We start from the raw sequence: 25,575 nt of genomic DNA, 5'->3' as shown, positions 1-25,575 counted from the left end.
CTTATTCGCCTGGAGGTGAAAATATCATTAATTTTCTTGTTTTTTTCTATAAATTAATTTTATCGGGCTTCCTAGGAAGGTAAAAGCTTCCCTGATTTTATTTGTAAGGTATCTGGAATATGCGTCCTGTTCCAGTTCCGGTTCGTTTACGAATATTACGAAAGTAGGAGGTGCCGTTGAAACCTGTGAAGAATAAAATATCTTCATCCTCCTCGTTCCCTTTGACGGAGGATTATTCATCATCACCGCATCGCCCATTATTTCGTTTAAAAGTCCCGTCGTTATCCTCTTTCCGTACTCGGTAAGTACTTCTTCTATAAGAGGCATCAGCTTATGCGTCCTTTTCTTTTCCGTTGCACTGATAAATAATATAGGTGCGAAGTCAAGGAAATAAAGTGAACTCCTTACTTTCTTTTCCATGTCTTTCATGGTATTGGTTTCCTTTTCCACCAAGTCCCACTTGTTTATTACTATGATTACCGCTTTATATCTGTCTTTGATAAGTCCGGCTATCTTTACGTCCTGGTCGGTGACTCCTTCCATGGCGTCTATCATTAAAAGGCATATGTCCGCTCTTTCTATGGCACCTATGGCTCTTATGGTAGAATAGTGCTCTATATCGTCGTATATCTTCGCTTTTCTTCTTATCCCCGCTGTATCTATAAGGGTATAATTCTTCCCTTCATAATTGAATATGGTGTCTATGGCATCTCTTGTCGTTCCCGAGATATTACTTACTATAACTCTGTTTTCCCCGAGAAGTGTATTGACCAGGCTGGATTTTCCCGCATTTGGTTTTCCCACAACTGCGATCTTTGTTCTCTCTTCTTCTTCGATACCTTTTTTGTTTTCGGGGAAATGTTTTACCACTTCATCAAGTAAATCTCCGAACCCCAGTGCATGCTCCGCACTTATACCTATAGGCTCTCCAAGGGCTAGGTCATAAAATTCGTACCTCAGATAATCTATATCAAAAGAGTCGATTTTATTTACCGCAAGTACGCATGGCTTCCCGCTTTTTCTTATCATCGTTGCAACTTCTCTGTCTGAAGCGGTTACTCCCGCTCTTCCGTCCACTACAAGCACTATTACGTCCGCCATATCTATTGCTAGGTTTGCCTGTCTCTTCATTTGTTTTAATATAATATCGTCGCTTTTAGGCTCTATACCGCCGGTGTCTATAAGGAAGAAACTGTTTCCCGACCAAGACGTATCTGTTATTATCCTGTCTCTGGTCACTCCGGGAGTATCCTCTACTATGGAAATCCTTTTTCCGGATATTTTATTGAAAAGCGTTGATTTTCCCGTATTTGGTCTTCCTATTAATGCAACAAAAGGTTCTCTCATTTGTTTTCTCCTTAACTGCTTAGTTTATCTATCATTTTTATATCATCTTCACTCAGCGTTACTTCCACCGTTTCGTTATTTGTATATATCACTTTTCCCTCTTGCATCCCGCTGGGTTTCTTTACATATTTGATGTAAGCATAGTCCACGGGAACGTTTGAAGAATTCTTGGCTTTTGAATAATATACACACAGTTTGCACGCCAGTTCCAATGCTTCATTTGAGTATGTTCCGTTATTTGTCCTTATTATAACATGAGAAGAGGGGATATCCTTGGTATGGACCCATAAATCCGTTTTAAAAGCGAATTTTCTCGTTAGATAATCGTTATCCAGTGAATTTCTTCCCACGTATATTTCATATCCGTCGCTTGTGGTAAATTTAAGTTTCTTTACCTTTTTAAGATTGTGTTTCTTCTTTTTCTTCTTTATATATCCAAGCTCTTCCATGACGCTTTTTATATCCTCTACTTCCGGATATGTCTTGGCTCTTTCCAGATAAAGAGATTGGGATTCGAGGAAATATACATTTTCTTCACCGTCTTTTATAAGTTTTTCAAGGTGTTTCTTTGAATTTTCAAGCTTGGTGTATTTCTTGAAATACTTATTTGCGTTTTCGCTGGGCGAAAGAGCAGGGTTTAGAGATATTGTAATATCTTCGTATGGTTCTTTAAAGAAGTTTTGTACGGTTATGCTTTTATCTCCTTTTTTTATTAAATGAAGATTTGAAAGCAGAAGCTGTCCTTTAATATTGTATTTCTCGCTTCCTTCTGCTTTTTCAAGGTCTTTTCTCCTAAGTTCCAGCTTATGCTGTTCTCTTGCAAGAGAACGGTTTATAAGGTTATAAACATCTTTATATACGACCTTTAACCTGTTTAACCTGTCGATATCGTGATAGTACGTATCTATCATTCTTGACGGTGTATCAAAGGTCATCTTTTCCATGTCCTCGTATGAAGATATATCTATACAGACATAATCTTTATTATTCCCGTCTTTTCTGTATAAGTTATATTTTAGTCTTTCGTCTAAACCGCTGAAATATTCTCTTATTCTCTTTATTATGTTTTCTATATCTTCTTTGCTCAGTTCGTTTACTCCCGCATTTTTATCTATATCGAGTACGGAAGTGATTTCGCTGAAGATTATAGGGCTTATGCCGTTGAATGTACTCATTAGCGCACTTTTTAAAGTCCTGTCGGAGTTACTTCTTATATTATCCATAGCGACGAATTCGTTGAAATCAAGAGGGTTCAGCCTATCCTTTGTGGGATATTCATAGTCTATTTTAGGTATGACTTCTCTCATGAGTGGATTATCGGGTCTTATGTGTTTTATTGAATCTATTATTTTCCCGCTTTCGTCGTCAATCAAAATAAGGTTTGAATTCCTTCCCATGATTTCGGCTGTGAGCGTCAGATTTTGATATTCTCCGAGAAGATTTATACTTTCAAAACGGATTTTTATTATCCTGTCGAATTCATATCCCTCTATATTTTTTATTACGGCTCCCGTAAGGTATTTTCTAAGCAGCATACAAAAACCGTAAGGTTCGTTCATGGAAGCGTTGTAATCTTCTATGAAGTGCACTCTCGGAGTAGAGGAACCTGCGTTTATGAGTAACATTTGTTTGTCGCCGTCGAAAGTATGCAGGACTACTTCATACTTTGTGGGCATATATATTTTACTGACTTTACTTCCTTTTAGCTTACTGTTCAATTCTTTTATGATTGCGTAAGTTGTGATAGAATCAAAAGGCATTGTTTTCTCCTTACTTTTAGCATAGTCTAAATTATATATTAAAATTAATTTTATAGCAAACTATATGAAGAAAATAATTGATAAATAATACCTTTTGTTTTATAATTGGAATACTTTGTTTAGGAGAGATTATGGGGATATTAGAATTATCATTGATTGGAATAGGGCTTGCTATGGACGCTTTTGCGGTATCCATATGCAAAGGTCTTAACATGAGAAAAATAAATTACGTTCACGGGCTTATAACTGCGATGTTTTTCGGAGTGTTTCAGGCTGTGATGCCTCTTGTAGGCTTCTTCCTCGGAAGGCAGTTCAGTACATATATAACCACCGTGGACCACTGGATAACTTTCATACTTCTCGCCTTTATCGGAGGCAAGATGATATACGAAGCACTCAGTGAGAATGAAGAATGCGAAACCTGCTCCGCAGGGCTTGATATAAAGGAACTACTTCTTATGGCTATCGCAACCAGTATAGACGCACTTGCCGTGGGTGTTACATTTGCATTTTTAGACGTATCCATATTTTCATCGGTTTTGATTATAGGCGTTATCACTTTCGTGATTTCTTTTATAGGCGTTATAATCGGGAATATATTCGGGAGCAAATACAAGGAAAAAGCGGAAGTGTTCGGCGGAGTTATATTAATCTTAATAGGTCTTAAAATACTTTTGGAAGCTCTCTTTTTTTAGGGGAGCTTTTTTCTTGAAGAAAACCGGGTATTGATATATATCGGCAGTATAAAATCTTATTAATCGAAAGAGGGGAAATCATGAAGAAATAAGTATTATTTTCATTATTGTCATTGATGTTTTTACTTGTTTTTGTATCGGGCTGCGGTTCTTCGGATCAGGAAAAGCTTGCTAATGTTGAAAAATACATGAAAGAGGGTAACTATTCTGCTGCAAAGGCTGCAAAAGAAAGAAACTTTGATGATAAAGTCAATTATTATTTGGCGCAAAGTAAGTATTATATGGCACAGAATAAATACGGAGATGCTTTATATCAGCTTGATAAAGGAACAGAAGATACAAAGATAAAAAATGACGATGAGAAAGTCAAAAAACTGAAAGCGGAAATGAACAGTATTTTGAAAGAACATAAAAGTGAGATTAAAAAAATCAGAAAAGATGAAAGAGAATCCTATATAAAGCTAGTTAAAAAACTTGATAAAATACAAGAAAAAATAGATAAGGGTCTGGATGATTATTATAACAGAGCTTCATCAAAGGCAAAGCTTCTAAGGTTATATAAAAACTTAAATTATGATATACCTAGTCGTTCCATTCACTGTGAAGGACATACGGATGAATATAGAGAAACCGATAGCTATTACAGTTATGTAAAAAAAGAGCATAAGTATTTAAAAAAATTTGCAGAAAAATATTCTATGAGTGATGAAGAAAAGCTTCTGAGATATCAGGAGTATGCAAAAGAACACAGAGAAAAATTTGAAGAACTAATAAAAGAAGAACCTAAATTATATTAACTTTAAGGAACATATCATTTCCAAATAAAAGAAAGATATGTTCTTTTTGATTAGAAAAAATAACTAAATGAAGATTAATAATTGACAAGTAGTTTTAATTTTGTTACATTTATAAATGTAAAGGTTTATAAAGATTTTATTTTTTAGTTGTGGAGGAAAATATGTACAAAGAACAAAGACAGGAAGCGATTTTGCAGTATGTATATGAAAAAAAGGAAGCAAGTGTAAAAGAATTATCCGAAATGCTTGATGTTTCGAATGTGACCATAAGAAAAGATTTGATAGAGCTTGCAAAGATGGGAAAGGTCTTAAAGACTCACGGAGGGGCTACTTCCGTTGAAAGTATCCTTTCCACGGAAACTCCACATTATCAAAAGGACAAAACGTTCAGAGAAGAAAAAGAAAGAATAGGCAAAGCCGCGGCTAAGCTCGTGGAGGAAGGGAATACCATAATAATAGACAGCGGTTCCACTCCTTATCATGTGGTTCCCAATATTTTGGATAAAGAAGTAATGGTCATCACAAACGATGTAAAAATCGCATACAAACTTGCCCTTGATTCAAAGGCAAAGGTTTTGGTCGCGGGCGGATATATTGAAAAATCGGTGTTTTCACTTCTGGGACCCACTTCGGAAAGCCTGTTTGAAAACACTCATGCAGACCTTGCTTTTATAGGTCTGGACGGAATGGATATAGAGTACGGAGCAAGCGTAAAGTCTTTTACGGAAATGCCGGTAAAACAAGCTATGATAAGGAACGCCGATAAAGTCGCGGCAGTCATGGACTCATCTAAGCTAAAGCAGAAAATGCTGGTTAAATTTGCGGAAGTAGAGGATTTTGACTACATAATAACAAATCAAATGGACGAAGAAGATAAGAAAGCCTATGAAGAAAAGGGCGTTGAAGTTATCATTGCTTAATAAAAGACCTACAACTAGGTCTTTTTATTTATAGTATTTATCGGTTAAATCCTCTAATTCATAAATAAACTTATCTATTATTTTATTATTTCTATCGTTATATATTATAAATTCAAGTACTTATTTCTCCGTAAAATCTTCAGTATCAGAGAAATCATAAGCAGGGCTATTTTTATATAACTGTGTCAATATAACAAAAGGTGGATTTAAAATATTAATGTTTCGTCTAATCTGTAAAAATGATTTTAATTTTAATAACTTAATAATTTTTTCAATTAAAGTACTTTTTTATAATAGTCAGTAATTTTATATCAATATTGTTTTAAAAACATTATTGATTTATTTGATTGATTTCTTTTTTTAATGTTTATATCTTTAAGACTTTTATTTATTATATCCTAGGGGAAGCTTAAAAATAAATGTTATGTATTACTATTTGATGAAATATCAATATCAAATTTATCATCTTAACTTTTGAGAAAATTTATAAGGTATGATATACTGATTAAAAAGGAGGTTTCTTTATGAAAAAATTTATCAATAAACCTGAGAACGTAGAAAACGAGATGTTAGACGGGATAGCGAAAATGCACCCGGAATATGTAAAGAGACTGGATGGTCTTGATGTGATAGTAAGGAGCGAAAAGAAAAAAGATAAAGTCGCTTTGATAAGCGGAGGCGGCAGCGGACATGAACCCGCTCATGCTGGATATGTGGGGTATGGTATGCTCGACGGTGCGGTTGCGGGGCCTGTGTTCACTTCTCCCACACCCGACCAAATCTATGAAGCGGTAAAAGCGGTGGATGACGGTAAGGGGACTTTGCTTGTAATAAAGAACTATACCGGAGATATAATGAATTTCGATATGGCGGCTGAAATGGCAGCTATGGAAGGCATAGAAGTGGAACAAGTAGTCGTAAATGACGATGTTGCCGTAAAGGACAGCCTTTATACGACAGGCAGAAGAGGAGTTGCGGGGACAGTATTCGTACATAAAATCGCAGGAGCTGCAGCAGAAGAGGGAAGAAGTTTAAAAGAAGTAAAAGAAGTTGCAGAAAAAGTCATCGCAAATGTAAGGACAATGGGCGTTGCAATCTCTCCTTGCACCGTTCCTGCGGCGGGCAAACCCGGATTTGAAATAAATGAAGATGAAATGGAAGTGGGTATAGGTATCCACGGAGAACCGGGTACACATAAAGAAAAACTTACCACTGCGGACGAAATCACAGCTCATTTGCTTGAGTGCATATTAAAGGATATAGACTTTGAAGGAAGCGAAGTGGCGGTGATGATAAACGATTCGGGAGCTACTCCTTTAATGGAACTATATATAGTAGGAAATAAAATATCCGATATATTAAAAGAAAAGGGAATAAAGGTATATAAAAACTTTGTAGGACATTATATGACCTCCATAGAAATGGCGGGATTTTCAATAAGCTTACTAAGGCTTGATGACGAACTAAAACAATTATTGGACGCAAAAGCCGATACAGTAGGGTTCAAGACATTATAAGGAGGGTTTCATGACTAAAGAAAAACTAATTAAACTTATAAATGATATTGCGGATAAGATAGAAGAGAATAAAGATTATCTTACCGATTTGGACAGTGCCATAGCCGACGGCGACCATGGGATAAACATGGCGAGAGGATTTTCTGCGGTAAAGGGAAAACTTAAAACTGTTGAAGATAAAGACTGCGGGACTATCCTTAAAACAGTGGGTATGACGTTAGTTTCCACCGTAGGGGGAGCTGCTGGACCTTTATACGGTACGGCTTTCATGAAAGCGGGAATGGCAGTACAGGGAAAAGAAGAAATAAGCGGTGAAGATTTTATCAAGATGATGGAAGAAGCCATAAACGGAGTCAAGATGAGAGGAAAATCGGAAGCGGGAGAAAAGACTATGCTCGATTCTATGATACCCGCTTACGACGCCTTTAAAGAAGGACTTAATGTCGGAGCAAAATCGGCAATGGAAAAAGCTTTGAAAGCTTCAGCTGACGGAGTGGAGTATACGAAGACCATAAAAGCCACGAAGGGAAGAGCTTCCTATATAGGAGATAGGAGCATCGGTCATCAGGACCCGGGGGCTACTTCTTTTACTTATATTATGGAATGCATAAATGATATTATATAAAAAATAACCCCATATTAAACTATGGGGTTATTTTTTATTTAATGTAGTTCAACCTCATAATTTTCACATATATCTTTTATATTATTTAATAATGGTTTAAAGTTACTAAAATCTATTTCTTGATAGTTGTTCATAATAAATTGAGAAAATCTTTCTTTACCATAAAATTTAGATTTATCATAATCATTACTTTTACAAAATTCTTTTGCATTAATTTTGTGTGATAAAGTTTCTTTTGTAAATAAATCTTCAATTTCACTTTCTTCTTGGTCTTCTATTAATGGAGTCATTGATAGATATAAATTACTTTTTAGTTTTATCCATAAGTTTGAGTTAAAATATGACTTTTCTTCAATCGATAATTTGTCTTTTACAAAATTATAAATAGGTTTTTTATTATTTTGCAGTTCATTATCAAATAGTAATATAACTGGATTTTTCGGATCTTTTTGACTTAACTTTTTAAATATTTCGATATAGTTGGGATATTTTTTTCCTCCTTGATTAGAAAAAAATTTATAAATATTATTCATAGAATTGGCTCCATATTCTTTTAAGTTTAAAAAATGTGATATACGAGCATTTCTATTTAAAAAAAATACTTTATATTCAAATTGTCCGTTCTCATTTTTATGTATTAATTTCGGGTATTCTTTATATAAATTTTTTAATGCAGCTTTTAAATATACAATATCAGTTTTGCCTTCTGTTATTATTAACGGTTTTAAATTTGCAAAAAAATATTTATAAAAAATAAATTGACTATATGTTTTTTCTTTACTACTTAAATTTTCAAAATTATGCTTTTTTATTTTTGTATCAATTTTGTTATTGTATTCTTCAAGTTGATTAATAAAAGAAAATCTTCCTTCAAGTTGATTTATAGTACCTTTTATATCCTTTTCTATAAAAAACTCACCTGTTTTATATAATTGGTATGCCATTGCTCTAGTTTTTTTATAATACTCTCTTTTTACATTTAATTTTTTGTTTACAATAATCCCTGTAACTTCTTGTCTAGAATTTTTATATTGGAGTCTTGTTTTATTAGAGTTTACTTTAAAACCTGAATTATTAATTTCTAATATTAATTCATTATAAAAATTATCTTTAAAATCTAAAAATTTATTATTGTTTGTGGAAAATGTCAAATCATCTGCATATCGTGTATAATCCATTTTATATTTTTTTGCAAGTTTTAGTAATCTTATATCAAATATATTACAAATTAAATTTGTTATTATAGGTGAACAGGGACCGCCTTGCGGTAGTTTTCCTTTATAACAAGCTAATTGTGCTATTACTGTCGCAACTTCTTTTGGTAATAAAAAATTATGGTTTTTATTGAAATATCCTACAATGCGACCGAAATGAAAACTATCAAAAAAGTTTTCTAAATCAATGTTAAATACGAATTTTTTATTCCTATGAACTTTAGCATTCGTTATAAAACTTTTATCTTTTTCAAATGCATGAGAAATATTAGGAGTTATTTGTTTTTCTTCCCATATTTTTCTTTCATATGTAGTTAATGCATTTGCTAGTTTTTCCTGTATATCTTTTAAATCCTTTGTGGGTGAATTTATGTGTCTATTATCTCCGCTCTTTTTAGGAATATCAAATGATTTATATAAATTGTCAACGCCCTTAACATATAAAATATATGTTAATTTTTTTCTCGGAATATCTAAAAAATCTGCCAGTTCATTTCTTGTTTTTATATCACAAATATAGTCCATCTTTTTTTTCCTCAATAAAACGTGTGATTACTCATTAGGCGATGCTTAGTATTAAAATAACAATTATACTTATACATTTAATAGATTTGAATAGCAAATACTCCTGCCATTTTAGTCAACACTTGCGAAACACAAGTCCATAATCTAATCACACGTTTATAATATATATTCTAATAAAGGCAGACTTTATTTTCAACAAATTTTAATAAATTAACACATTTTTTTATAAAAATAAGATTTGATGTAAAATTGATTATATTATTATTCTAGCTTATTCAACTATTGATATAATATGATATAATGATATAAAAATAATTTAGTAAACGGAGAAGAAAATATGTTAGGAATGGTAATAGTATCACACAGCGAAAAAATAGCTGAGGGTGTAAAAGAACTTGCACTTCAAATGGCAAAGGATGTAAGTATAGTTCCTGCGGGGGGACTTGGTGACGGGAGTATCGGTACAGACCTTGAAAAGATAATGAATGGGATAAATGAAGCGGACAGCGGAGACGGTGTTATCGTACTTATGGATCTCGGAAGTGCGGTGATGACGACGGAAATGGCGATAGATATGGTTGAAAATAAAGTAACTATGATAGACGGTCCCGTAGTTGAAGGTGGTATTGCCGCAGCAGTGACTATCATGAGCGGAGGAAGTATCGAAGATATAAAAAAGGCTGTGGATGAATGCAAGACCATAAGTAAGTTTTAGTTTTCTTTAATTTTTAATTGGGGATTTAAATTATGATTTTTTATCAAAGACAGAGAAAAATAGAATAAAAAATATAAATCTTAAAAAAGACCTTATGGTCTTTTTTTTATGAAATTATGCGGGGTAAAAAATAATAAATGTGGTATTGAATGATTAAGATAATGGAGGCTAAAAAGCAAATGTAAAAATGCGGGATTTGTGTCGTTCGTATTTTAATCGCGGTATTTGAGTTAGGGGCGCGGAATCTGCCGAAGGCAGGCGTAGTGCCCCGAGATACGGAAGTATTGTTTTATATTTTTGTTTTAGCATATATGTTTTTTATTGTGTATGTTATCTAAATTTATAATAGATGATAATTATATTATATATCGACAATTATCTTGCTTTTCTGTATACAGTATGTTAATATTTTAAAGTAAATTACAATGAAATAGACCTTATTTAGAGCGGTGGAGTGAATAGGCACTATGAAACCCGGCAACCGGCAAAGGTACGGTGCTAATACCTACGGGATTTTTCCGAATGATGAGTATTAAGATAATCTCATGGGAGAACCTATGAGAAATTTTTTTATTTAAGGTCATGGAAAGGATAGAGTAATGAATAAACATTTTTTTACGTCGGAGTCTGTAACAAAGGGACATCCGGACAAGATATGTGACCAGATAAGCGACAGCGTTTTAGACGCTATCATTGCACAGGATCCATATGCCAGGGTAGCCTGTGAGTGTGCGGTGAATACCGGGCTTGTGCTCGTAATGGGAGAGATAACCACAAGCGGTTATGTGGATATACCGAAGATAGTTCGTAAGACCATAAAGGATATCGGATATACTAGGGCGAAGTACGGATTTGACGGGAGTACATGCGGGGTCATAACTTCCATAGACGAGCAGTCAAGCGATATCGCAATGGGAGTGAATAAGTCTTTGGACTGTGATGACAGTACGGAAGAAGAAAACGGAGCGGGAGACCAAGGGATAATGTTCGGCTTTGCCTGCAATGAAACGGAAGAATATATGCCTCTTCCCATATCTCTCGCAAACAAGCTTGCATTCAAGCTTACCGAGGTCAGAGAAGACGGGACGTTAGACTATTTGAGACCCGACGGTAAGACTCAGGTGACCGTTGAATACGACGGGGATAAGCCGGTAAGGGTGGATACCATAGTTATATCTACTCAGCATGATGAAAAAGTATCTCTCGATACCATAAAGGAAGATATGATAAAACATGTCGTTAAAGCCGTTATAGATGAAAGTCTCCTCGATGAGAACACAAAGTATTTTATAAATCCTACGGGAAGGTTTGTTATCGGCGGTCCTCAGGGGGACAGCGGACTTACGGGAAGAAAGATAATAGTGGATACATACGGAGGATATGCAAGACACGGCGGCGGAGCATTCTCGGGAAAAGACCCTACAAAGGTAGACAGAAGTGCTTCATATATGGCAAGGTATATCGCAAAGAACATAGTTGCAAGCGGTATATGCGATAAGATAGAAATAGAAGTCGCTTATGCCATAGGTGTGGCAAGACCGGTTTCCATATATGTAAATACGTACGGAACGAGTAAATTAAGCGATGAAAAAATAGTTGAAATAATAAACGAAAACTTTGATTTAAGACCTACAAGGATAATCGAACACCTCGATCTGAGAAGACCTATTTACAGAAAAACAGCAGCTTACGGACATTTCGGCAGGAGCGAATTTCCTTGGGAAAAACTGGATAAAGCCGAAGAATTAAAAAAATATTTATAATTTAAAGTAAATGCCAAAAAAAGGTTTATTATTTTAAGCAAATGTAGTAATATGGTTTTAAGGTATCATCATATTACTACAGGAGTTCTTATTATGGATTTGATAGATAAAAAAATATTAGAGAGATTAAACGTTGACGGAAGAATAACCATGAAAAACCTTGCGACCGAGCTTAATCTTTCGGCGCCTGCGGTTGCGGAGAGAGTTAAAAGGCTTGAGCAAAAAGGGATTATAACAGCTTACAAAGCAATCATAGACAGAGAAAAGCTGGGGCAGGGCATAACCGTATTTATAACTATAGATATGCCTGCGAGTAAATATGAAGAGTTTAAAGTGTTTGCAAACAAAGCAAGCGAGATAAGCGAATTCTATTATTTGACCGGTCAGTATTCTCTTATTATAAAAGCCTATGTGACAAGCACCACACACCTTGCGGAGCTTTTGGAAGGTGCGCAGCAGTTTGGTACGACGGAGACCTTCGTAGTTATGTATGCTCATGTAAAAGACAATATTTTTTAATGTAAATATATGTAAATCTATGTCAAAAAAAGTCGAAAATTGATGTTTTTCGCCTTTTTTTATTGCTATTTAAAATTTAAAGAATTATAATAAAGAATACTATTTTGGAGGATATAATGGAAACAATTAATAAACTTGGTATAGATATTGGCTCTACGACCGTTAAGGTTGCCATTATGGATACCGATGATAATATACTTTATTCAAAATACGAAAGGCATTTCGCAAACATTCAGGACACCCTTTTATCCATGATTAAGGAAGCCTTTGAAGTAATTGGGGACTGTAAGATATACCCTGTTATCACAGGCTCGGGAGGCTTAAGTCTTTCATCGTATTTGGATATACCTTTCGTGCAGGAAGTGGTCGCCGTTTCAACGGTACTCAGAAAATTTCACCCCGATACCGACGTAGCTATTGAGATCGGCGGGGAAGATGCGAAGATAATATATTTTGAAGGAACGATAGAGCAGAGGATGAACGGTATCTGTGCGGGCGGTACAGGGTCGTTCATAGACCAAATGGCGTCATTACTAAAGACCGATGCCAACGGACTTAACGAGCTTGCAAAGGGATATGAAAATATATATCCCATAGCCGCAAGGTGCGGAGTATTCGCAAAAAGCGATATCCAGCCTCTTATAAACGAAGGAGCAACTAGAGAAAACTTGGCGGCTTCTATATTTCAAGCTGTCGTTAATCAGACTATCAGCGGGCTTGCATGCGGTAAACCAATAAGAGGGAATGTAGCTTTTTTGGGCGGACCGCTTTATTTTATGAGCGAGCTTAAAGAGGCTTTTATAAGAACGCTTGGTTTAAAGGAAGAGAATGTCATCTCTCCGAAAAATCCGCATTTGTTTGCCGCCATAGGTGCTGCTTTAAGCAGTGAAGAAGAGAATGATATAACTTTGGGTCAGCTTAAAAACAGGCTTGACAGCAAGATAAAATTAAACAGTGAAATAAAGAGGATGGAGCGTCTCTTTGAAGACAGCGAAGATTACGATAAATTTTCGAAAGAACATGCGGTTCATACCGTTGAAAAGGGGAGCTTGGAAAATTATAAGGGGAACTGTTATCTCGGGATAGACGCAGGTTCCACCACGACCAAGCTCGCTTTATGTTCCGAGGACGGGAAACTGTTATATTCTTTCTATTCAAACAACAACGGTTCCGTTTTGGAAACGACCGTAAAAGCATTGAAAGATATATATTCAAAGCTTCCAAAGGAAGCGAAGATAGTATATTCATGTTCCACGGGATACGGAGAAGACCTGGTAAAATCCGCATTCATGCTGGATGAAGGAGAAGTAGAAACCATAGCTCATTACTATGCGGCTTACTTCTTTGACCCTAAAGTCGATTGTATTTTAGATATCGGCGGTCAGGATATGAAATGTATTAAGATAAAAGACGGTTCCGTAGACAACGTACTTTTAAACGAAGCATGTTCTTCGGGGTGCGGGTCATTCATAGAGACATTCGCAAAATCTCTCGGTTACAGCGTTGAGGACTTTGCAAAGGAAGCTTTGTTTGCGAAAAATCCTATAGACCTCGGGACGAGGTGTACTGTGTTTATGAACTCCAACGTAAAGCAGGCTCAGAAAGAAGGGGCTCTGGTAAGCGATATATCCGCGGGGCTTGCTTATTCCGTAATAAAGAATGCTTTATATAAGATAATAAAACTTACAAATCCAGATGACCTGGGCAGACACGTAGTCGTCCAGGGCGGAACTTTCTATAACGATGCGGTTCTTAGAGCATTTGAAAAGATTTCCGGACACGCTGCGGTAAGACCCGACATTGCGGGGATAATGGGTGCTTTCGGTGCCGCCCTTATTGCCATGGAGAGGTACGAAGAAGGTAAAAAAAGTACTATGCTGGATTTGGAAGGCATAGAAAAACTTACTTATACCACAATGATGACCAGATGTAAGGGGTGTGCGAACAACTGCTATCTTACAATAAACAGTTTTGACGGCGGGAAAAGAAAATTCATAACCGGGAACAGATGTGAAAGAGGAGCGGGAATACATAAAGATAAGTCTCAGGATATAAACCTATTCGATTATAAGAATGAGATAACCTTCGGGTACGAGCCTTTAAGGGAAGAAGATGCGGTAAACGGAGTAATCGGTATACCGAGAGTCCTCAATATGTTTGAAAATTATCCTTTTTGGGCAGTTTTATTTAAAGAACTTAAATTCAGAGTGGAACTTTCACCTGTCTCCACGAGAAAGATATATGAGTACGGGATAGAGTCTATCCCCAGCGAATCGGAATGTTATCCCGCTAAGCTGACCCACGGTCATGTAACATACCTTATAAGGAAGGGGATAAAGACGATATTTTATCCTTGTATCCCTTATGAAAGGAATGAAACTCCCGATGCGGGAAATCACTATAACTGTCCGATAGTCACTTCTTATGCGGAAAACATCAAGAACAATGTGGAAGATATACATACAGAAGGTGTTAAATTCTTAAATCCTTTCCTTGCGTTTACGAATAAGGAAACCGCAAAAGAGGGTATCATAAGGGAATTTACAAAAGGCGGAGAAACCGGATTTGACTTGGATAAGAACGAAGTAGCAAAAGCCGTGGATAAAGCTTGGGATGAGCTTATTGATGTCAGAGATAAGATAGCAAGAAAAGGTGAAGAAGTAGTTAAGTATCTCGACGAAACGGGGAAAAGAGGTATAGTACTTGCGGGAAGACCTTATCATATAGACCCTGAAGTAAATCACGGTATAGACAAGATGATAAATTCATACGGGATAGCAGTCCTCACCGAAGACAGCGTATCTCACCTTGGTAAGGTTGAAAGACCTCTTATCGTAACGGACCAATGGATGTATCATTCAAGGCTTTATAAGGCGGCTAGCTTTGTAAAGACAAAGGATAATATAGATTTGGTACAGCTGAATTCCTTCGGCTGCGGGCTTGACGCGGTGACCGTAGACGGAGTAAGGGATATCTTAAATTCTGCGGGTAAGATACATACCGTCCTTAAGATAGACGAAGTAAACAATCTCGGAGCTGCCAGGATAAGGATACGTTCGCTCCTTGCGACGCTGAAGATAAGACATAGAAAGAAAATAAAGAGAAAAGTAAAAAATTCCGGTTATCAGAGAGTGGAATTTACAAAAGAGATGAAGAAGGATTATACGATTTTATCTCCTCAAATGTCTCCTATACATTTTTCTCTCTTTGAAGCGGCACTTAATTCCTGCGGTTATAAATACGAAGCACTTAAAGATGACAGCAAACATGCGGTGGATATAGGGCTTAAATATGTAAATAACGACGCTTGCTATCCTTCGCTCATAGTCGTGGGACAAATCATGGAGGCTCTCAACTCCGGTAAATACGATACCGACAAAGTAGCAATAATGATAACTCAGACAGGGGGAGGTTGCAGAGCGACTAATTACATAGGATTTATAAGAAGGGCGCTTGAAAATGCGGGAATGGGACATATACCCGTGGTATCTCTAAATGCCAACGGTATAGAAACCAACGAAGGATTTAAGATAACTCCGAAACTTTTAAATAAAGCGCTTCAGGCCGTAGTATACGGAGATTTGTTCATGAGGGTTTTATATAGAATGAGACCTTACGAAGTCGTTAAAGGTTCTGCGGATATGCTCCACAGAAAATGGGAAGCAAAGTGTATAGAGGATCTATCAAGACCTAGGTCATCGAAGAAAGTATTTAACGATAATATCAGGAACATAATAAGGGAATTCGATGAACTTCCTATAACGAATGAGGTAAAACCAAAGGTAGGGATAGTCGGAGAGATACTCGTTAAATTCCTTCCGGGAGCAAACAATCACCTTGTTGATTTAATTGAAAAAGAAGGTGCTGAAGCCGTAATGCCGGATTTACTCGACTTCCTGTTATACTGCTTCTACAACAACAACTTTAAATCCGAAAAGCTTGGAATGAAGAAGATGAGTGCGACCATATCAAATATAGGGATAAACTTTATAGAAACCTACAGAAAGGTATATAAAGATGAATGTCAAAAGAGCGTTCACTTTACTTCTCCAAATGAGATAAATAAACTTGCTTATTATGCAAGCGATGTCGTTTCCGTAGGCAATCAGACCGGAGAGGGGTGGTTCCTTACGGGAGAAATACTGGAACTTATCAAGACGGGAGTAAATAACATAGTATGTGCTCAGCCTTTCGGCTGTCTTCCGAATCACGTCGTGGGTAAGGGCGTAATAAAGAAGATAAGGGAGATGTATCCTATGAGCAACATCGTGGCTATAGACTACGACCCCGGAGCAAGTGAAGTAAATCAGCTCAACAGGATAAAGCTTATGCTTTCTCAGGCGAATATGAACTTGAAGGAAATCCCCGAACTCATGGAGCCGGAAATGGTATAGATATAAGTAATAAAAAAGACACCTTACTTGGTGTCTTTTTTTGTATATATGATGTCAAATTTTTTATTCTTTAAATATTCTTTATTTATACTAATGAAGTATCCTCTGAATTTTAAATCCATGGTCATTTTTCCGTTGGGGATAGTTTCTTTTATATTTATGATTATTTCACTGTCCTTTATAATAGGCTCTTCTATATCGTGCTTTATGGACGAGGAGGTAAACTTGAATGTGATAAAGAGTGTGTTATCTTTAAAATAATCCTCAGAGAACTTTTTAAGATAAGATTTATCTATATTATTGTTATTTACAAAATCTTTGAATTCATCGAAAGACGTGAACTTTAGATATCCTCCATTTTTATCCATTTTGTTCATAAATCCGTTATCGTAATCGATAAAAGGGTCTGGTATTTCTGTTATTGTGATTTTATCATTCATATCGGTTTTCTCTTCTTTATTTGTACTGTTGCTGGAACAGCTTGAGAAAGCTGTAAGCATGATTACCACTAAGCATAATATTATATTTCTTTTCATTTCTACACCGCTATTACGAATGCCAGAGCATATTCGTCTTCGTGAGATATGGATATTTTAAAGTCGCTCAATCCGAGAGTTTCCATATAATCTTCGGCTTTTCCCGAAAGCTTGATATAAGGCTTGTTGTCTTTCGTTTTTAGTATGGTGATATCTCTGAAGCTGAGCTTATCCATGCCTTTGCCCAGTGTTTTCATGATAGCTTCTTTTGCGGCGAAGTATCCCGAAACGCTCTTGGGGTTATAATTATTATGCTCAAAATAAAGTATCTCTTCTTTGTTGAATATTTTCCTAAGGAACAGATCTTTATGGGTACTGCCCAGTATTTTTTTTATTCTCTTTACTTTTACTATGTCCACTCCGTTGGAGAGTACTTTTTCATCTACCATATCAATATATTTCCTTTTTATACTACAAAAAGACCTTACCGGTTATAGGAAGGCCTTAAATAGTCTATATAATTATACTAACCTAAAGCATTTACTTTTTTAGCTAATTGTGCTTTTTTTCTGTCAGCAGCATTCTTATGAATGATACCTTTGCTTGCAGCCATGTCGAATTTCTTGCTTGCAACTTTGCATGCTTCCTGAGCTTTTTCTACGTCGTTAGATAAAATAGCTTGGTCGAATTCTTTTTGAGCTGTCTTTAAATTAGTCTTAATAGCTTTATTTCTAAGTCTGCTTTTTTCGTTTGTGATTGCTCTTTTCTTTGCAGATTTAATGTTTGCCACTTGCTACACCTCCACTTTAATAGTCTCGCGAATGATATTATATCATTTTAGTATATTAAATGCAAGCATTTTTTTCCTTTATTTTACGGTGTTTCGGCAAAATATATAAGGAAAATAAGTCCTGCTATACTGCGTATTGTTCTTTGTTTAAAACTACGCTGGGTTTTTTATTTAAGCTTACCGCTTTTTCCTCAGCCAATGCTTTTTGATATGCAATCAGTCCTTTATCCAATATGTTTACCGCTTTTATGAGGTCTTCTTCTTTTAGTACATATGCTATCCTTACTTCATCAACTCCGAGTTCTTTTGTAGCGTAGAATTCGCTTGCGGGACAAAGCATTACTGTCTCGCCTTTATGGTCGTATTTTTCAAGGAGCCATTTTGAAAATTCATGTGCATTTTCAACGGGGAGTTTTACTATCATATAAAATGCTCCCGCAGGTTTCTTTACTTCTATGCCTTTTACTTTTTTAAGCCTGTTATAAATCGTGTCTCTTCTGTTTTTATATTCTTTTTTCACTGCGTTTATGTAGTCTTTGCTTGTGTTTTTGATTACAGCGGCAGCTCCCACTTGGTCGAGGTATGGTGCACAAAGTCTTGCCTGAGCAAGCTTTAATACATGAGCCATGAATTCTTCGTTCTTTGAAGCGAGAAGTCCTATCCTTGCTCCGCATGCGGAAAATCTTTTTGAGATACTGTCTATTATTATAACTCTGTCTTCCATTCCTTTTACGCTTGAAAAGCTGATGAATTCTCCGTCGTATACGAATTCTCTGTATACTTCGTCCACTATTATGAATAGGTCATGTTCTTTTGCTATTTCGCAAAGTAAATTTATTTCGTCCCTTGTGTAAACTCTGCCCGTTGGGTTTGAAGGGTTTGTGATACAAAAAGCTCTCGTTTTATCGGTTATCTTAGCTTCGATTTCTTTTTTTGTCGGAAGTCTGAAGTTTTCTTCGGGTTTTGTCGTTATGGAAACCATGTTTACTCCCGCCTGAGTTGCAAAGATATTGTAGTTTGTATAGTAAGGTTCGAATGCTATTATCTCATCATTTTCGTTGCACAGAGTTAAAAATGCAAATGAAATAGCTTCGCTCCCGCCGTTTGTAACTATCATATCTTCTTTGGTTAAATCGGTACCGATATCTTTATAATAATCTTCAAAAGCTTCCAAAAGAGAGGGTATACCTTTTGAATTGGTATAAGCAAGTATACTTTCATCGAAGTTATTTACCGCAGAGAAAAATTCCTTCGGGGTCACTATATCAGGCTGACCGATATTGAGCTGATAAACCTTCGTTCTTCTATTCTTTTTTCCTGAATCGGGGCAAATTCTCTGATTGGAGATTGTCCTATAGATGTTACTTTGTTTGAAAACATAACCTTCTCCTTGACTGTCTTTGATTTACTAGATATATACTATCATAAAATAAGGTATAATGCAAGTATTTATTTAGTAAATTAACTATAATTTATTACTTACATTATTATAATATGTAAAAATAAAAAATATGTTAATAAAATAAACAATAATAAAGTTATACCGATATATCCTTAAAATAATAAAGTAAATCATGAAAAAAATTTTATTTTAATCAGTTTATTGAAAAAGATTACAACAGATGATATACTATGTTAGTTAGAACTAACCTAAGTAAAATGTCTTAAATATTGAAATTTTGCTTTGATTGGTATAAAATAGTAATATTTTAAAAAGAAAGAAGGGTATATATGACAAACGTAGATATCATTTCAGGATTTTTGGGTGCAGGAAAGACGACCTTTATAAAAAAACTTATAAATGAAGTTTTTAAAGGCGAAAAAATCGTACTTATAGAAAATGAATTCGGAGAGATAGGTATAGACGGAGGTTTTCTAAAGGATGCTGGCATAGAGATAACGGAGATGAACTCCGGGTGTATCTGCTGTTCTTTGGTAGGGGACTTTAGCAAGTCTTTAAAAGAAGTAATAGAGAAATTTTCTCCCGACAGGATAATCATAGAACCGTCGGGGGTAGGTAAATTATCCGATGTGGAAAAGGCTATTTTGGATGTGAAAGATGAACTTGATATAGTTCTTGACAGCAAGATAACCGTAGTGGACGGAAAGAAAGCCAAGATGTATATGAAGAATTTCGGAGAGTTCTTCAACAATCAGGTGGAGAGTGCAAATGTGGTGGTAATGAGCAGGACTCAGGATATGACGGAAGAAAAGACAGAGGAATGTCTTGAGCTGTTAAAGGAACATAATAAGGAAGCTAACATTATAACCACACCTTGGGACGATCTTGAAAAGGATGCGGTATTAAATGCGGTGACTAAATTTGATGAAGAAAACGAACTTATGGAAGAAGTTTTAAAATCACAATATGAGCATGAACATCATCATAAGCATGAAGAAAAGTGTGATTGCGGACATGAACATCACCACGAACATCATCATGAACACGGTGAAGGGTGCAGCTGTGGGTGCGGGCACGACCACGGTCATGACCACGACGCGGACGAAGTATTTACAAGTTTCGGTGTGGAGACGGTTCATAAATTCAATAAAAGAGATTTAGAAGATGTACTTGAAATCTTATCCGACGGAAGTACGTACGGCGTAGTACTTAGGGCTAAGGGCGTAGTCGAAGGAGAAGATGATAAATGGTACGAATTCGATTTTGTTCCCGGAGAATACGAAATAAGGGAAAGAAAAGCGGATTATACCGGAAAAGTTTGTGTCATAGGCACAGAACTTAAAAAAGATAAACTGGAAAAAATATTTAAATAAGAGGTGAGATGATGAAGACTCCTGTATTTGTTATATCGGGACTTTTGGAAAGCGGGAAGACCACACTGATAAAGAACATGTTTCTTTCTCCCGAATTTAAAGCGGGCGGACCTACTCTTTTGATACTCTGCGAAGAGGGTGAAGAAGAATACGAAAGAGAGTTTTTAACAGAGGCTAATATAACCAAAGTCGTGGTAGAGGGAAGAGAAAAATTCACTCCTTCTTTACTAAAGAATTACGAGGCATTATATCACCCAAGACAAGTAGTGATAGAGTATAACGGTACATGGGAGATGAGTGTGCTTTTAGATACCGAGCCTCCGTCTAACTGGGAACTTGCGAGTATATATTCTCTCGTCAATTCAAAGACGGCAGAACTTTATTTGACGAATATGAGGTCTATGTTTATGGAGCAGATATCTCTCTCAAGCCTTATCATATTCAACAGGTGCGTTGATAATGTGAACAGAGGAATGCTCAGAAGAAACATAAAGGCACTGAATATGGGTGCACAGATAGTCTTTGAAAGGGAAGACGGGAGTATTGTGGAAGAGACTATAGAAGACCTTCCTTTTGATGTAAGTAAGAATGTGATAGAGATATCCGACGAAGACTACGGCGTATGGTTCATAGATACTCTTGACCACTCGGAAAACTACTCGGGAAAGAAAGTTAAGTTCAAGGCTCAGGTATTTTTGGACCCAAATCTTCCGAAGAAGACTTTTGTTCCGGGAAGATTTGCAATGACTTGCTGTGCGGACGATATCCAGTTTCTGGGTCATGACTGCAGATATGAAATGAAGAAGCTTGGTTTTAAGACGAAAGACTGGGTGGACGTGGAAGCGAGGATAGAGTATGAATTCAGCTCGGAATACGGAGAAGACGTACCTATACTTTACCTTGAAAACATTAAAAAGGCGATGAAAGCAAAGGACGAAATAGTATATTTTATGTAAAGATAAAGGGATATATAAGAAAATTATATGTCCTTTTTTAGTGATTTCCCTTGTCGAAATTATGATAAATTTCTTAAAAGAGGGTTAAAAATGTTGAGTTATTTCACAATACAAGATATAATTTAGTATATGTTAAAAGGAGAGGGCATATGGAGAAAAAGAAAAGAGCAGTAAAAGTAAAAAAGAGTATGAAAAAACCTAATATAAAAAAGACCAAAGTAAAGGAAGAAAAAAGCCCCAAGGATAATAAGCTGAAGGTAAGGAACAATAAAAAGAAGACTTTGTTTATGGTAATAGGTGGTATAGTCGTTGTACTCATAGCGGGTATGATACTTACTTATAATATAATGCTGGGAGCGGTGGATAAGTCTAACGGACAGACGAAAGAATTTCTTATAGAAGAGGGATCTTCACTTAGCGGTATAACCGATGCACTTAAGGAAAATAACCTTATAAAGAACGAGACCGCATTTAAGATATACGTTAAACTGACGGGTAAATCAAACGATTTGAAGGCGGGATATTATTCCCTTTCTCAAAAGCTTCCCGCAAGCGAGATAGTTAAATCTCTCGTTAAAGGCGGAACGAGCAAGACTACCTCGATAACGATAAAAGAGGGGCTTGACCTAAATAGGATAGGCAACGAATTTGAGAAAAAAGGTATATTCACAAAAGCCGAATTTTTAAAGGAAATAAAGGATAACGCGGATTATTACAGGAAAAATTACGATTTTCTAAGTAGTGTTCCTAAAGACAGGGAGTATATCCTTGAGGGATATTTATATGCGGATACGTATAATGTATATGTAAAAGCGGTGCCAAGGGATATCATAACGTTGATGTTAGACAGGTTCGATCAGGAATATACGGATGCGTACAAGCAGAGAACAAAGGAAATGGGCAAGACTATAGATGAAATAGTTACCATGGCTTCGGTTGTGGAAAGGGAAGGCATCTTAGACTCGGAACTTCCTACTATTGCGGGCGTATTCTATAACAGACTGGATAAAGGTATGATGTTACAGTCATGTGCAACGCTTCAGTATATATATAAGGATTATCAGTTCTCTTTCACGGAGTCACAGAAGAACATAGATTCTCCTTATAATACTTATAAGTACACGGGACTTCCTGCGGGACCTATATCGAACTTCAGAGCTTCGGCTCTAAAGGCTGCGTTATATCCGGAAAAGACGAAATATATATACTTCTGTACAAAGAATGACGGAACGGGAGCCAGTGCATTTGCAGAGACTTTGGCTCAGCATGAAAAGAATATTCAAAAATACAGCGGGAACTGGGATTAAAAATGATAGACGAAATAACTAAAGAATATTTGAATGGTTTGCTTCACTTAAATAGTGAAGTAAGCCATTTGTCAGGTTTCAGAAAAGAAGCAAAAGAAAACAGGATACCTATAATAACGGAAGATGTAGAGAGGCTCATTGAAATAATATTAAAATCTCACGGAGCGAAGAAGCTCTTTGAAGTCGGTGCGGCGGTTGGTTATTCCGCCTGTGTCTTTGCGGATATAATGGGTGAAGGAAGCTCTGTAAAGACTGTTGAAAGAGACGAGATAAGATATATAGAGGCAAAGAACAACATAAAGAAGTATGGTTACGATGATAATATAAAGCTTATCATGGACGATGCGGGGGAAGTATTAAAAAGAGAAGAAGATATGTACGACGTGGTATTCCTTGACGGCAACAAAGGACATTATATCCATATGCTTGAAGACTGTAAGAGGATACTGAAACCCGGCGGGCTTTTGATATGCGATAACGTACTCTTCAGAGGCATGATAGATAAAAGTTCTCCTCTTATCAGGAGAAAGATAACAATAGTAAAAAGGCTTAGGATGTTTTTGGATGCAATAAGCGAAGACAGCGAACTTACTACCTCCGTTCTGCCTATCGGCGACGGGTTAAGCATAAGTATAAAAAAATAATATTTTATTAAAATTTTACTAGTAATTTATTAATCTTATGTTATAATTGAGTTAATATTGATAAAGATAAAAATTAGGAGGAACTATATAATGTATTCAAAAAATGTAACAATTACAAATCCTACAGGACTTCACGCAAGACCAGCATCTCAATTCGTTCAAACTGCTGCTAAATTCGCATCTGAAATTCTTTTAGTAAAGAACGGTAACGAAATCAACGCTAAATCAATAATGGGCGTTATGGCAGGCGGATTATCTCAAGGAACAGAAATCGAAATCAGAGCTAACGGTGCTGACGAACAAGAAGCTGTAGATACATTAGCTGCATTGATCGAAAACGGATTTGGTGAATAATTAAGTTTTACTTATATAAAAAAGACACATTAGTGTCTTTTTTTATTGTTTATTTACTGATATTTTTATAATGTTTGATGAAAATTTATATAACAATAGCTTTTAAAATTAAAGTATAATTAAATACATTATTATTTATTAACGAACATTCTGATTTGATTATTGCAGGTAATAAATATTTATATTTAGACTTATACCAAATGAAATAGCGATTTTTGTTTATTTTAAGTTTTATTGATTACACTTTTTTATTTATTCAAATACCTTTTTGTATCCTGATTTTTAAATTTGTACTTATCATTATAGACTTTTAATTATCATTTAGAAGTTTATTGATACTATATATTTAAATTCAACGAGGAATGTCTGTACATTTGTTTTAAAAGCATATCACATCTAAATAGATATGTGTAAATATCCTTTTTTAATGTGCTGATATTAGAAAAAGGAATATCAGTATTTATATTCCTTTATATAGTGTTCAAGCTGTTCTATATATTTTTTCGCGGGGATACTGAGGCTCACATTCTTATGTTTTATATATCCCAGCCTTATGACTTCGTCACTTTCCAGAGGTATGGAAACCAGATTGCTCCCGTTCAGCTCGACGCTTAGTATACCCGTGGTTATGGTATAGCCGTGAAGTCCGATGAGTAAATTTGAAAGAGTAGCTCTGTCGCTTACAAGGAGATTTTTCTTATGAGATAAGGTACTTAAAATCTCTTCGGAAAAGTAAAAAGAGTTGTAGGTCCCCTGTTCAAAGGATACTCTCGGATATGGTTCCAAGTCTTCTATTTTGATAGATTTTTTCTTTGCAAGGGGATTATCTATACTCAAAAATATATGAGGTCTTGCATCGAAAAGATGAGTGAAAGTCAACTCGTTGTCTTTAAGTATCTTATTTATGACTTTTTCGTTAAAGTCATTTAGGTATATAACACCGATTTCACTTCTAAGGTTCTTAACGTCTTCAATGATTTCGTGGGTCTTTGTTTCTCTGAGGGCGAATTCGTACTCGTCCTGGTCGAATTCTTTGACGAGATTTACAAAGGCATTTACTGAAAAGGCGTAGTGCTGAGTGGAAACGGAAAAGAGCCTTTTTGACGGAGTCTTATTTAAGTATCTCTGTTCCAAAAGCTCGGACTGCTCGACTACCTGTCTTGCATATCCGAGGAACTCAGCACCGTCTGCGCTGAGGGATATACCTCTGTTTGAACGTATGAATATTTCTATACCCAGTTCGTTTTCAAGCTCCTTTACGGATTTTGAAAGGCTGGGCTGAGTTATGAATAGCCTGCTTGCTGCTTCATTTATGGAACCGCAGTTTACTATTTCTATTATGTATTTTAGCTGCTGAAGTGTCATGATTTCTTTACCTTTATTTTACGTATTTTTAATTTGTATCTAATAAGTTTATTTTATATTATAACATATTACTTAAAATTTGAAGATAAAATATATTTGGGAATATAAATAGGGAGA

22 protein-coding genes and 1 riboswitch are annotated in these 25,575 nt (G+C 35.8%); of the genes, 14 read left to right on the top strand and 8 right to left on the bottom strand.

The window, feature by feature from the left end:
• Nucleotides 1–27 precede the first annotated feature (27 nt).
• Complete coding sequence (gene der / locus Q0516_RS05965) at nt 28–1,347, bottom strand: ribosome biogenesis GTPase Der (RefSeq protein WP_257480583.1); 1,320 nt, start codon at nt 1,345–1,347, stop codon at nt 28–30.
• 11 nt (nt 1,348–1,358) lie between these two features.
• Entirely contained in the window at nt 1,359–3,107 is a 1,749-nt protein-coding gene (locus tag Q0516_RS05960; RefSeq protein WP_294464330.1) for an NFACT RNA binding domain-containing protein, read from the bottom strand.
• Between the two features lie 131 nt (nt 3,108–3,238).
• On the opposite strand from Q0516_RS05960, the gene Q0516_RS05955 reads away from it, so the two are divergent.
• The 5 genes from Q0516_RS05955 to dhaL all read left to right on the top strand — a co-directional run bounded on the left by Q0516_RS05955 (nt 3,239) and on the right by dhaL (nt 7,661).
• Nucleotides 3,239–3,802: a manganese efflux pump MntP family protein gene (locus Q0516_RS05955; RefSeq protein WP_294464327.1), complete on the top strand. Its 564-nt coding sequence runs from the start codon at nt 3,239–3,241 to the stop codon at nt 3,800–3,802.
• Nucleotides 3,803–3,918: 116 nt separating this feature from the next.
• A complete protein-coding gene (locus Q0516_RS05950; RefSeq protein WP_294464324.1) occupies nt 3,919–4,599 on the top strand; it encodes a hypothetical protein in 681 nt (226 codons plus the stop codon).
• Nucleotides 4,600–4,760: 161 nt separating this feature from the next.
• Nucleotides 4,761–5,519 carry a DeoR/GlpR family DNA-binding transcription regulator gene (locus Q0516_RS05945; protein ID WP_257480587.1) on the top strand — a complete coding sequence of 253 codons (759 nt, stop codon included), beginning with the start codon at nt 4,761–4,763 and terminating at the stop codon, nt 5,517–5,519.
• A 524-nt stretch (nt 5,520–6,043) separates the two neighbouring features.
• Nucleotides 6,044–7,036 carry a dihydroxyacetone kinase subunit DhaK gene (gene dhaK / locus Q0516_RS05940; protein ID WP_294464317.1) on the top strand — a complete coding sequence of 331 codons (993 nt, stop codon included), beginning with the start codon at nt 6,044–6,046 and terminating at the stop codon, nt 7,034–7,036.
• Between the two features lie 10 nt (nt 7,037–7,046).
• The gene (dhaL, locus tag Q0516_RS05935; protein ID WP_294464314.1) at nt 7,047–7,661 is read left to right on the top strand and encodes a dihydroxyacetone kinase subunit DhaL; all 615 of its coding nucleotides are present in this window, start codon (nt 7,047–7,049) and stop codon (nt 7,659–7,661) included.
• A 38-nt stretch (nt 7,662–7,699) separates the two neighbouring features.
• Here dhaL and Q0516_RS05930 read toward each other — a convergent pair whose 3' ends face one another.
• Nucleotides 7,700–9,400, bottom strand: a complete 1,701-nt coding sequence (locus Q0516_RS05930) for a retron Ec67 family RNA-directed DNA polymerase/endonuclease (protein ID WP_294464312.1) — start codon at nt 9,398–9,400, stop codon at nt 7,700–7,702.
• A 337-nt stretch (nt 9,401–9,737) separates the two neighbouring features.
• Between Q0516_RS05930 and dhaM the strand changes: the two genes are divergently transcribed.
• The 4 genes from dhaM to Q0516_RS05910 all read left to right on the top strand — a co-directional run bounded on the left by dhaM (nt 9,738) and on the right by Q0516_RS05910 (nt 16,791).
• Nucleotides 9,738–10,115: a dihydroxyacetone kinase phosphoryl donor subunit DhaM gene (dhaM, locus tag Q0516_RS05925; protein ID WP_294464310.1), complete on the top strand. Its 378-nt coding sequence runs from the start codon at nt 9,738–9,740 to the stop codon at nt 10,113–10,115.
• Nucleotides 10,116–10,549: 434 nt separating this feature from the next.
• Nucleotides 10,550–10,647, top strand: a riboswitch (SAM riboswitch).
• Nucleotides 10,648–10,714: 67 nt separating this feature from the next.
• Complete coding sequence (gene metK, locus Q0516_RS05920; RefSeq protein WP_294464307.1) at nt 10,715–11,878, top strand: methionine adenosyltransferase; 1,164 nt, start codon at nt 10,715–10,717, stop codon at nt 11,876–11,878.
• Nucleotides 11,879–11,971: 93 nt separating this feature from the next.
• Nucleotides 11,972–12,397, top strand: coding sequence for an Lrp/AsnC family transcriptional regulator (locus tag Q0516_RS05915; RefSeq protein ID WP_257480591.1), 426 nt, complete (start codon nt 11,972–11,974; stop codon nt 12,395–12,397).
• Between the two features lie 116 nt (nt 12,398–12,513).
• On the top strand, nt 12,514–16,791 hold the full coding sequence (locus Q0516_RS05910; RefSeq protein WP_294464302.1) for a 2-hydroxyacyl-CoA dehydratase: 4,278 nt from the start codon (nt 12,514–12,516) through the stop codon (nt 16,789–16,791).
• A gap of 23 nt (nt 16,792–16,814) precedes the next feature.
• Here Q0516_RS05910 and Q0516_RS05905 read toward each other — a convergent pair whose 3' ends face one another.
• The 4 genes from Q0516_RS05905 to Q0516_RS05890 form a co-directional block, all read right to left on the bottom strand.
• The gene (locus Q0516_RS05905; protein WP_294464299.1) at nt 16,815–17,327 is read right to left on the bottom strand and encodes a hypothetical protein; all 513 of its coding nucleotides are present in this window, start codon (nt 17,325–17,327) and stop codon (nt 16,815–16,817) included.
• A 2-nt stretch (nt 17,328–17,329) separates the two neighbouring features.
• Nucleotides 17,330–17,716, bottom strand: coding sequence for a holo-ACP synthase (gene acpS / locus Q0516_RS05900; protein WP_294464296.1), 387 nt, complete (start codon nt 17,714–17,716; stop codon nt 17,330–17,332).
• A 77-nt stretch (nt 17,717–17,793) separates the two neighbouring features.
• Entirely contained in the window at nt 17,794–18,057 is a 264-nt protein-coding gene (rpsT, locus tag Q0516_RS05895) for a 30S ribosomal protein S20 (protein WP_007049942.1), read from the bottom strand.
• Between the two features lie 124 nt (nt 18,058–18,181).
• Nucleotides 18,182–19,318, bottom strand: coding sequence for a pyridoxal phosphate-dependent aminotransferase (locus Q0516_RS05890; protein WP_365945307.1), 1,137 nt, complete (start codon nt 19,316–19,318; stop codon nt 18,182–18,184).
• Between the two features lie 470 nt (nt 19,319–19,788).
• Here Q0516_RS05890 and Q0516_RS05885 point away from each other — a divergent pair, with 470 nt between their 5' ends.
• From Q0516_RS05885 to Q0516_RS05865, 5 genes are all read left to right on the top strand, one after another.
• Nucleotides 19,789–20,832 (top strand): GTP-binding protein, encoded by a 1,044-nt coding sequence (locus Q0516_RS05885; protein WP_294464288.1) that lies wholly within the window; start codon nt 19,789–19,791, stop codon nt 20,830–20,832.
• Between the two features lie 8 nt (nt 20,833–20,840).
• Nucleotides 20,841–21,788, top strand: a complete 948-nt coding sequence (locus Q0516_RS05880) for a GTP-binding protein (RefSeq protein ID WP_294464286.1) — start codon at nt 20,841–20,843, stop codon at nt 21,786–21,788.
• 149 nt (nt 21,789–21,937) lie between these two features.
• On the top strand, nt 21,938–23,095 hold the full coding sequence (mltG, locus tag Q0516_RS05875; RefSeq protein WP_294464284.1) for an endolytic transglycosylase MltG: 1,158 nt from the start codon (nt 21,938–21,940) through the stop codon (nt 23,093–23,095).
• A 2-nt stretch (nt 23,096–23,097) separates the two neighbouring features.
• Entirely contained in the window at nt 23,098–23,739 is a 642-nt protein-coding gene (locus Q0516_RS05870; RefSeq protein ID WP_294464282.1) for an O-methyltransferase, read from the top strand.
• Nucleotides 23,740–23,829: 90 nt separating this feature from the next.
• Nucleotides 23,830–24,093: an HPr family phosphocarrier protein gene (locus Q0516_RS05865; protein WP_007049934.1), complete on the top strand. Its 264-nt coding sequence runs from the start codon at nt 23,830–23,832 to the stop codon at nt 24,091–24,093.
• 453 nt (nt 24,094–24,546) lie between these two features.
• On the opposite strand, the gene Q0516_RS05860 is transcribed toward Q0516_RS05865, so the two are convergent.
• Entirely contained in the window at nt 24,547–25,458 is a 912-nt protein-coding gene (locus Q0516_RS05860) for a LysR family transcriptional regulator (protein ID WP_294464279.1), read from the bottom strand.
• Nucleotides 25,459–25,575 lie beyond the last annotated feature (117 nt).

This window comes from uncultured Anaerofustis sp., assembly GCF_938029165.1.
Taxonomy (GTDB): Bacteria; Bacillota; Clostridia; order Eubacteriales; family Anaerofustaceae; genus Anaerofustis.
Note: the sequence above shows the minus strand (reverse complement) of the source record. Positions and strands in the feature narration are given on the sequence as shown.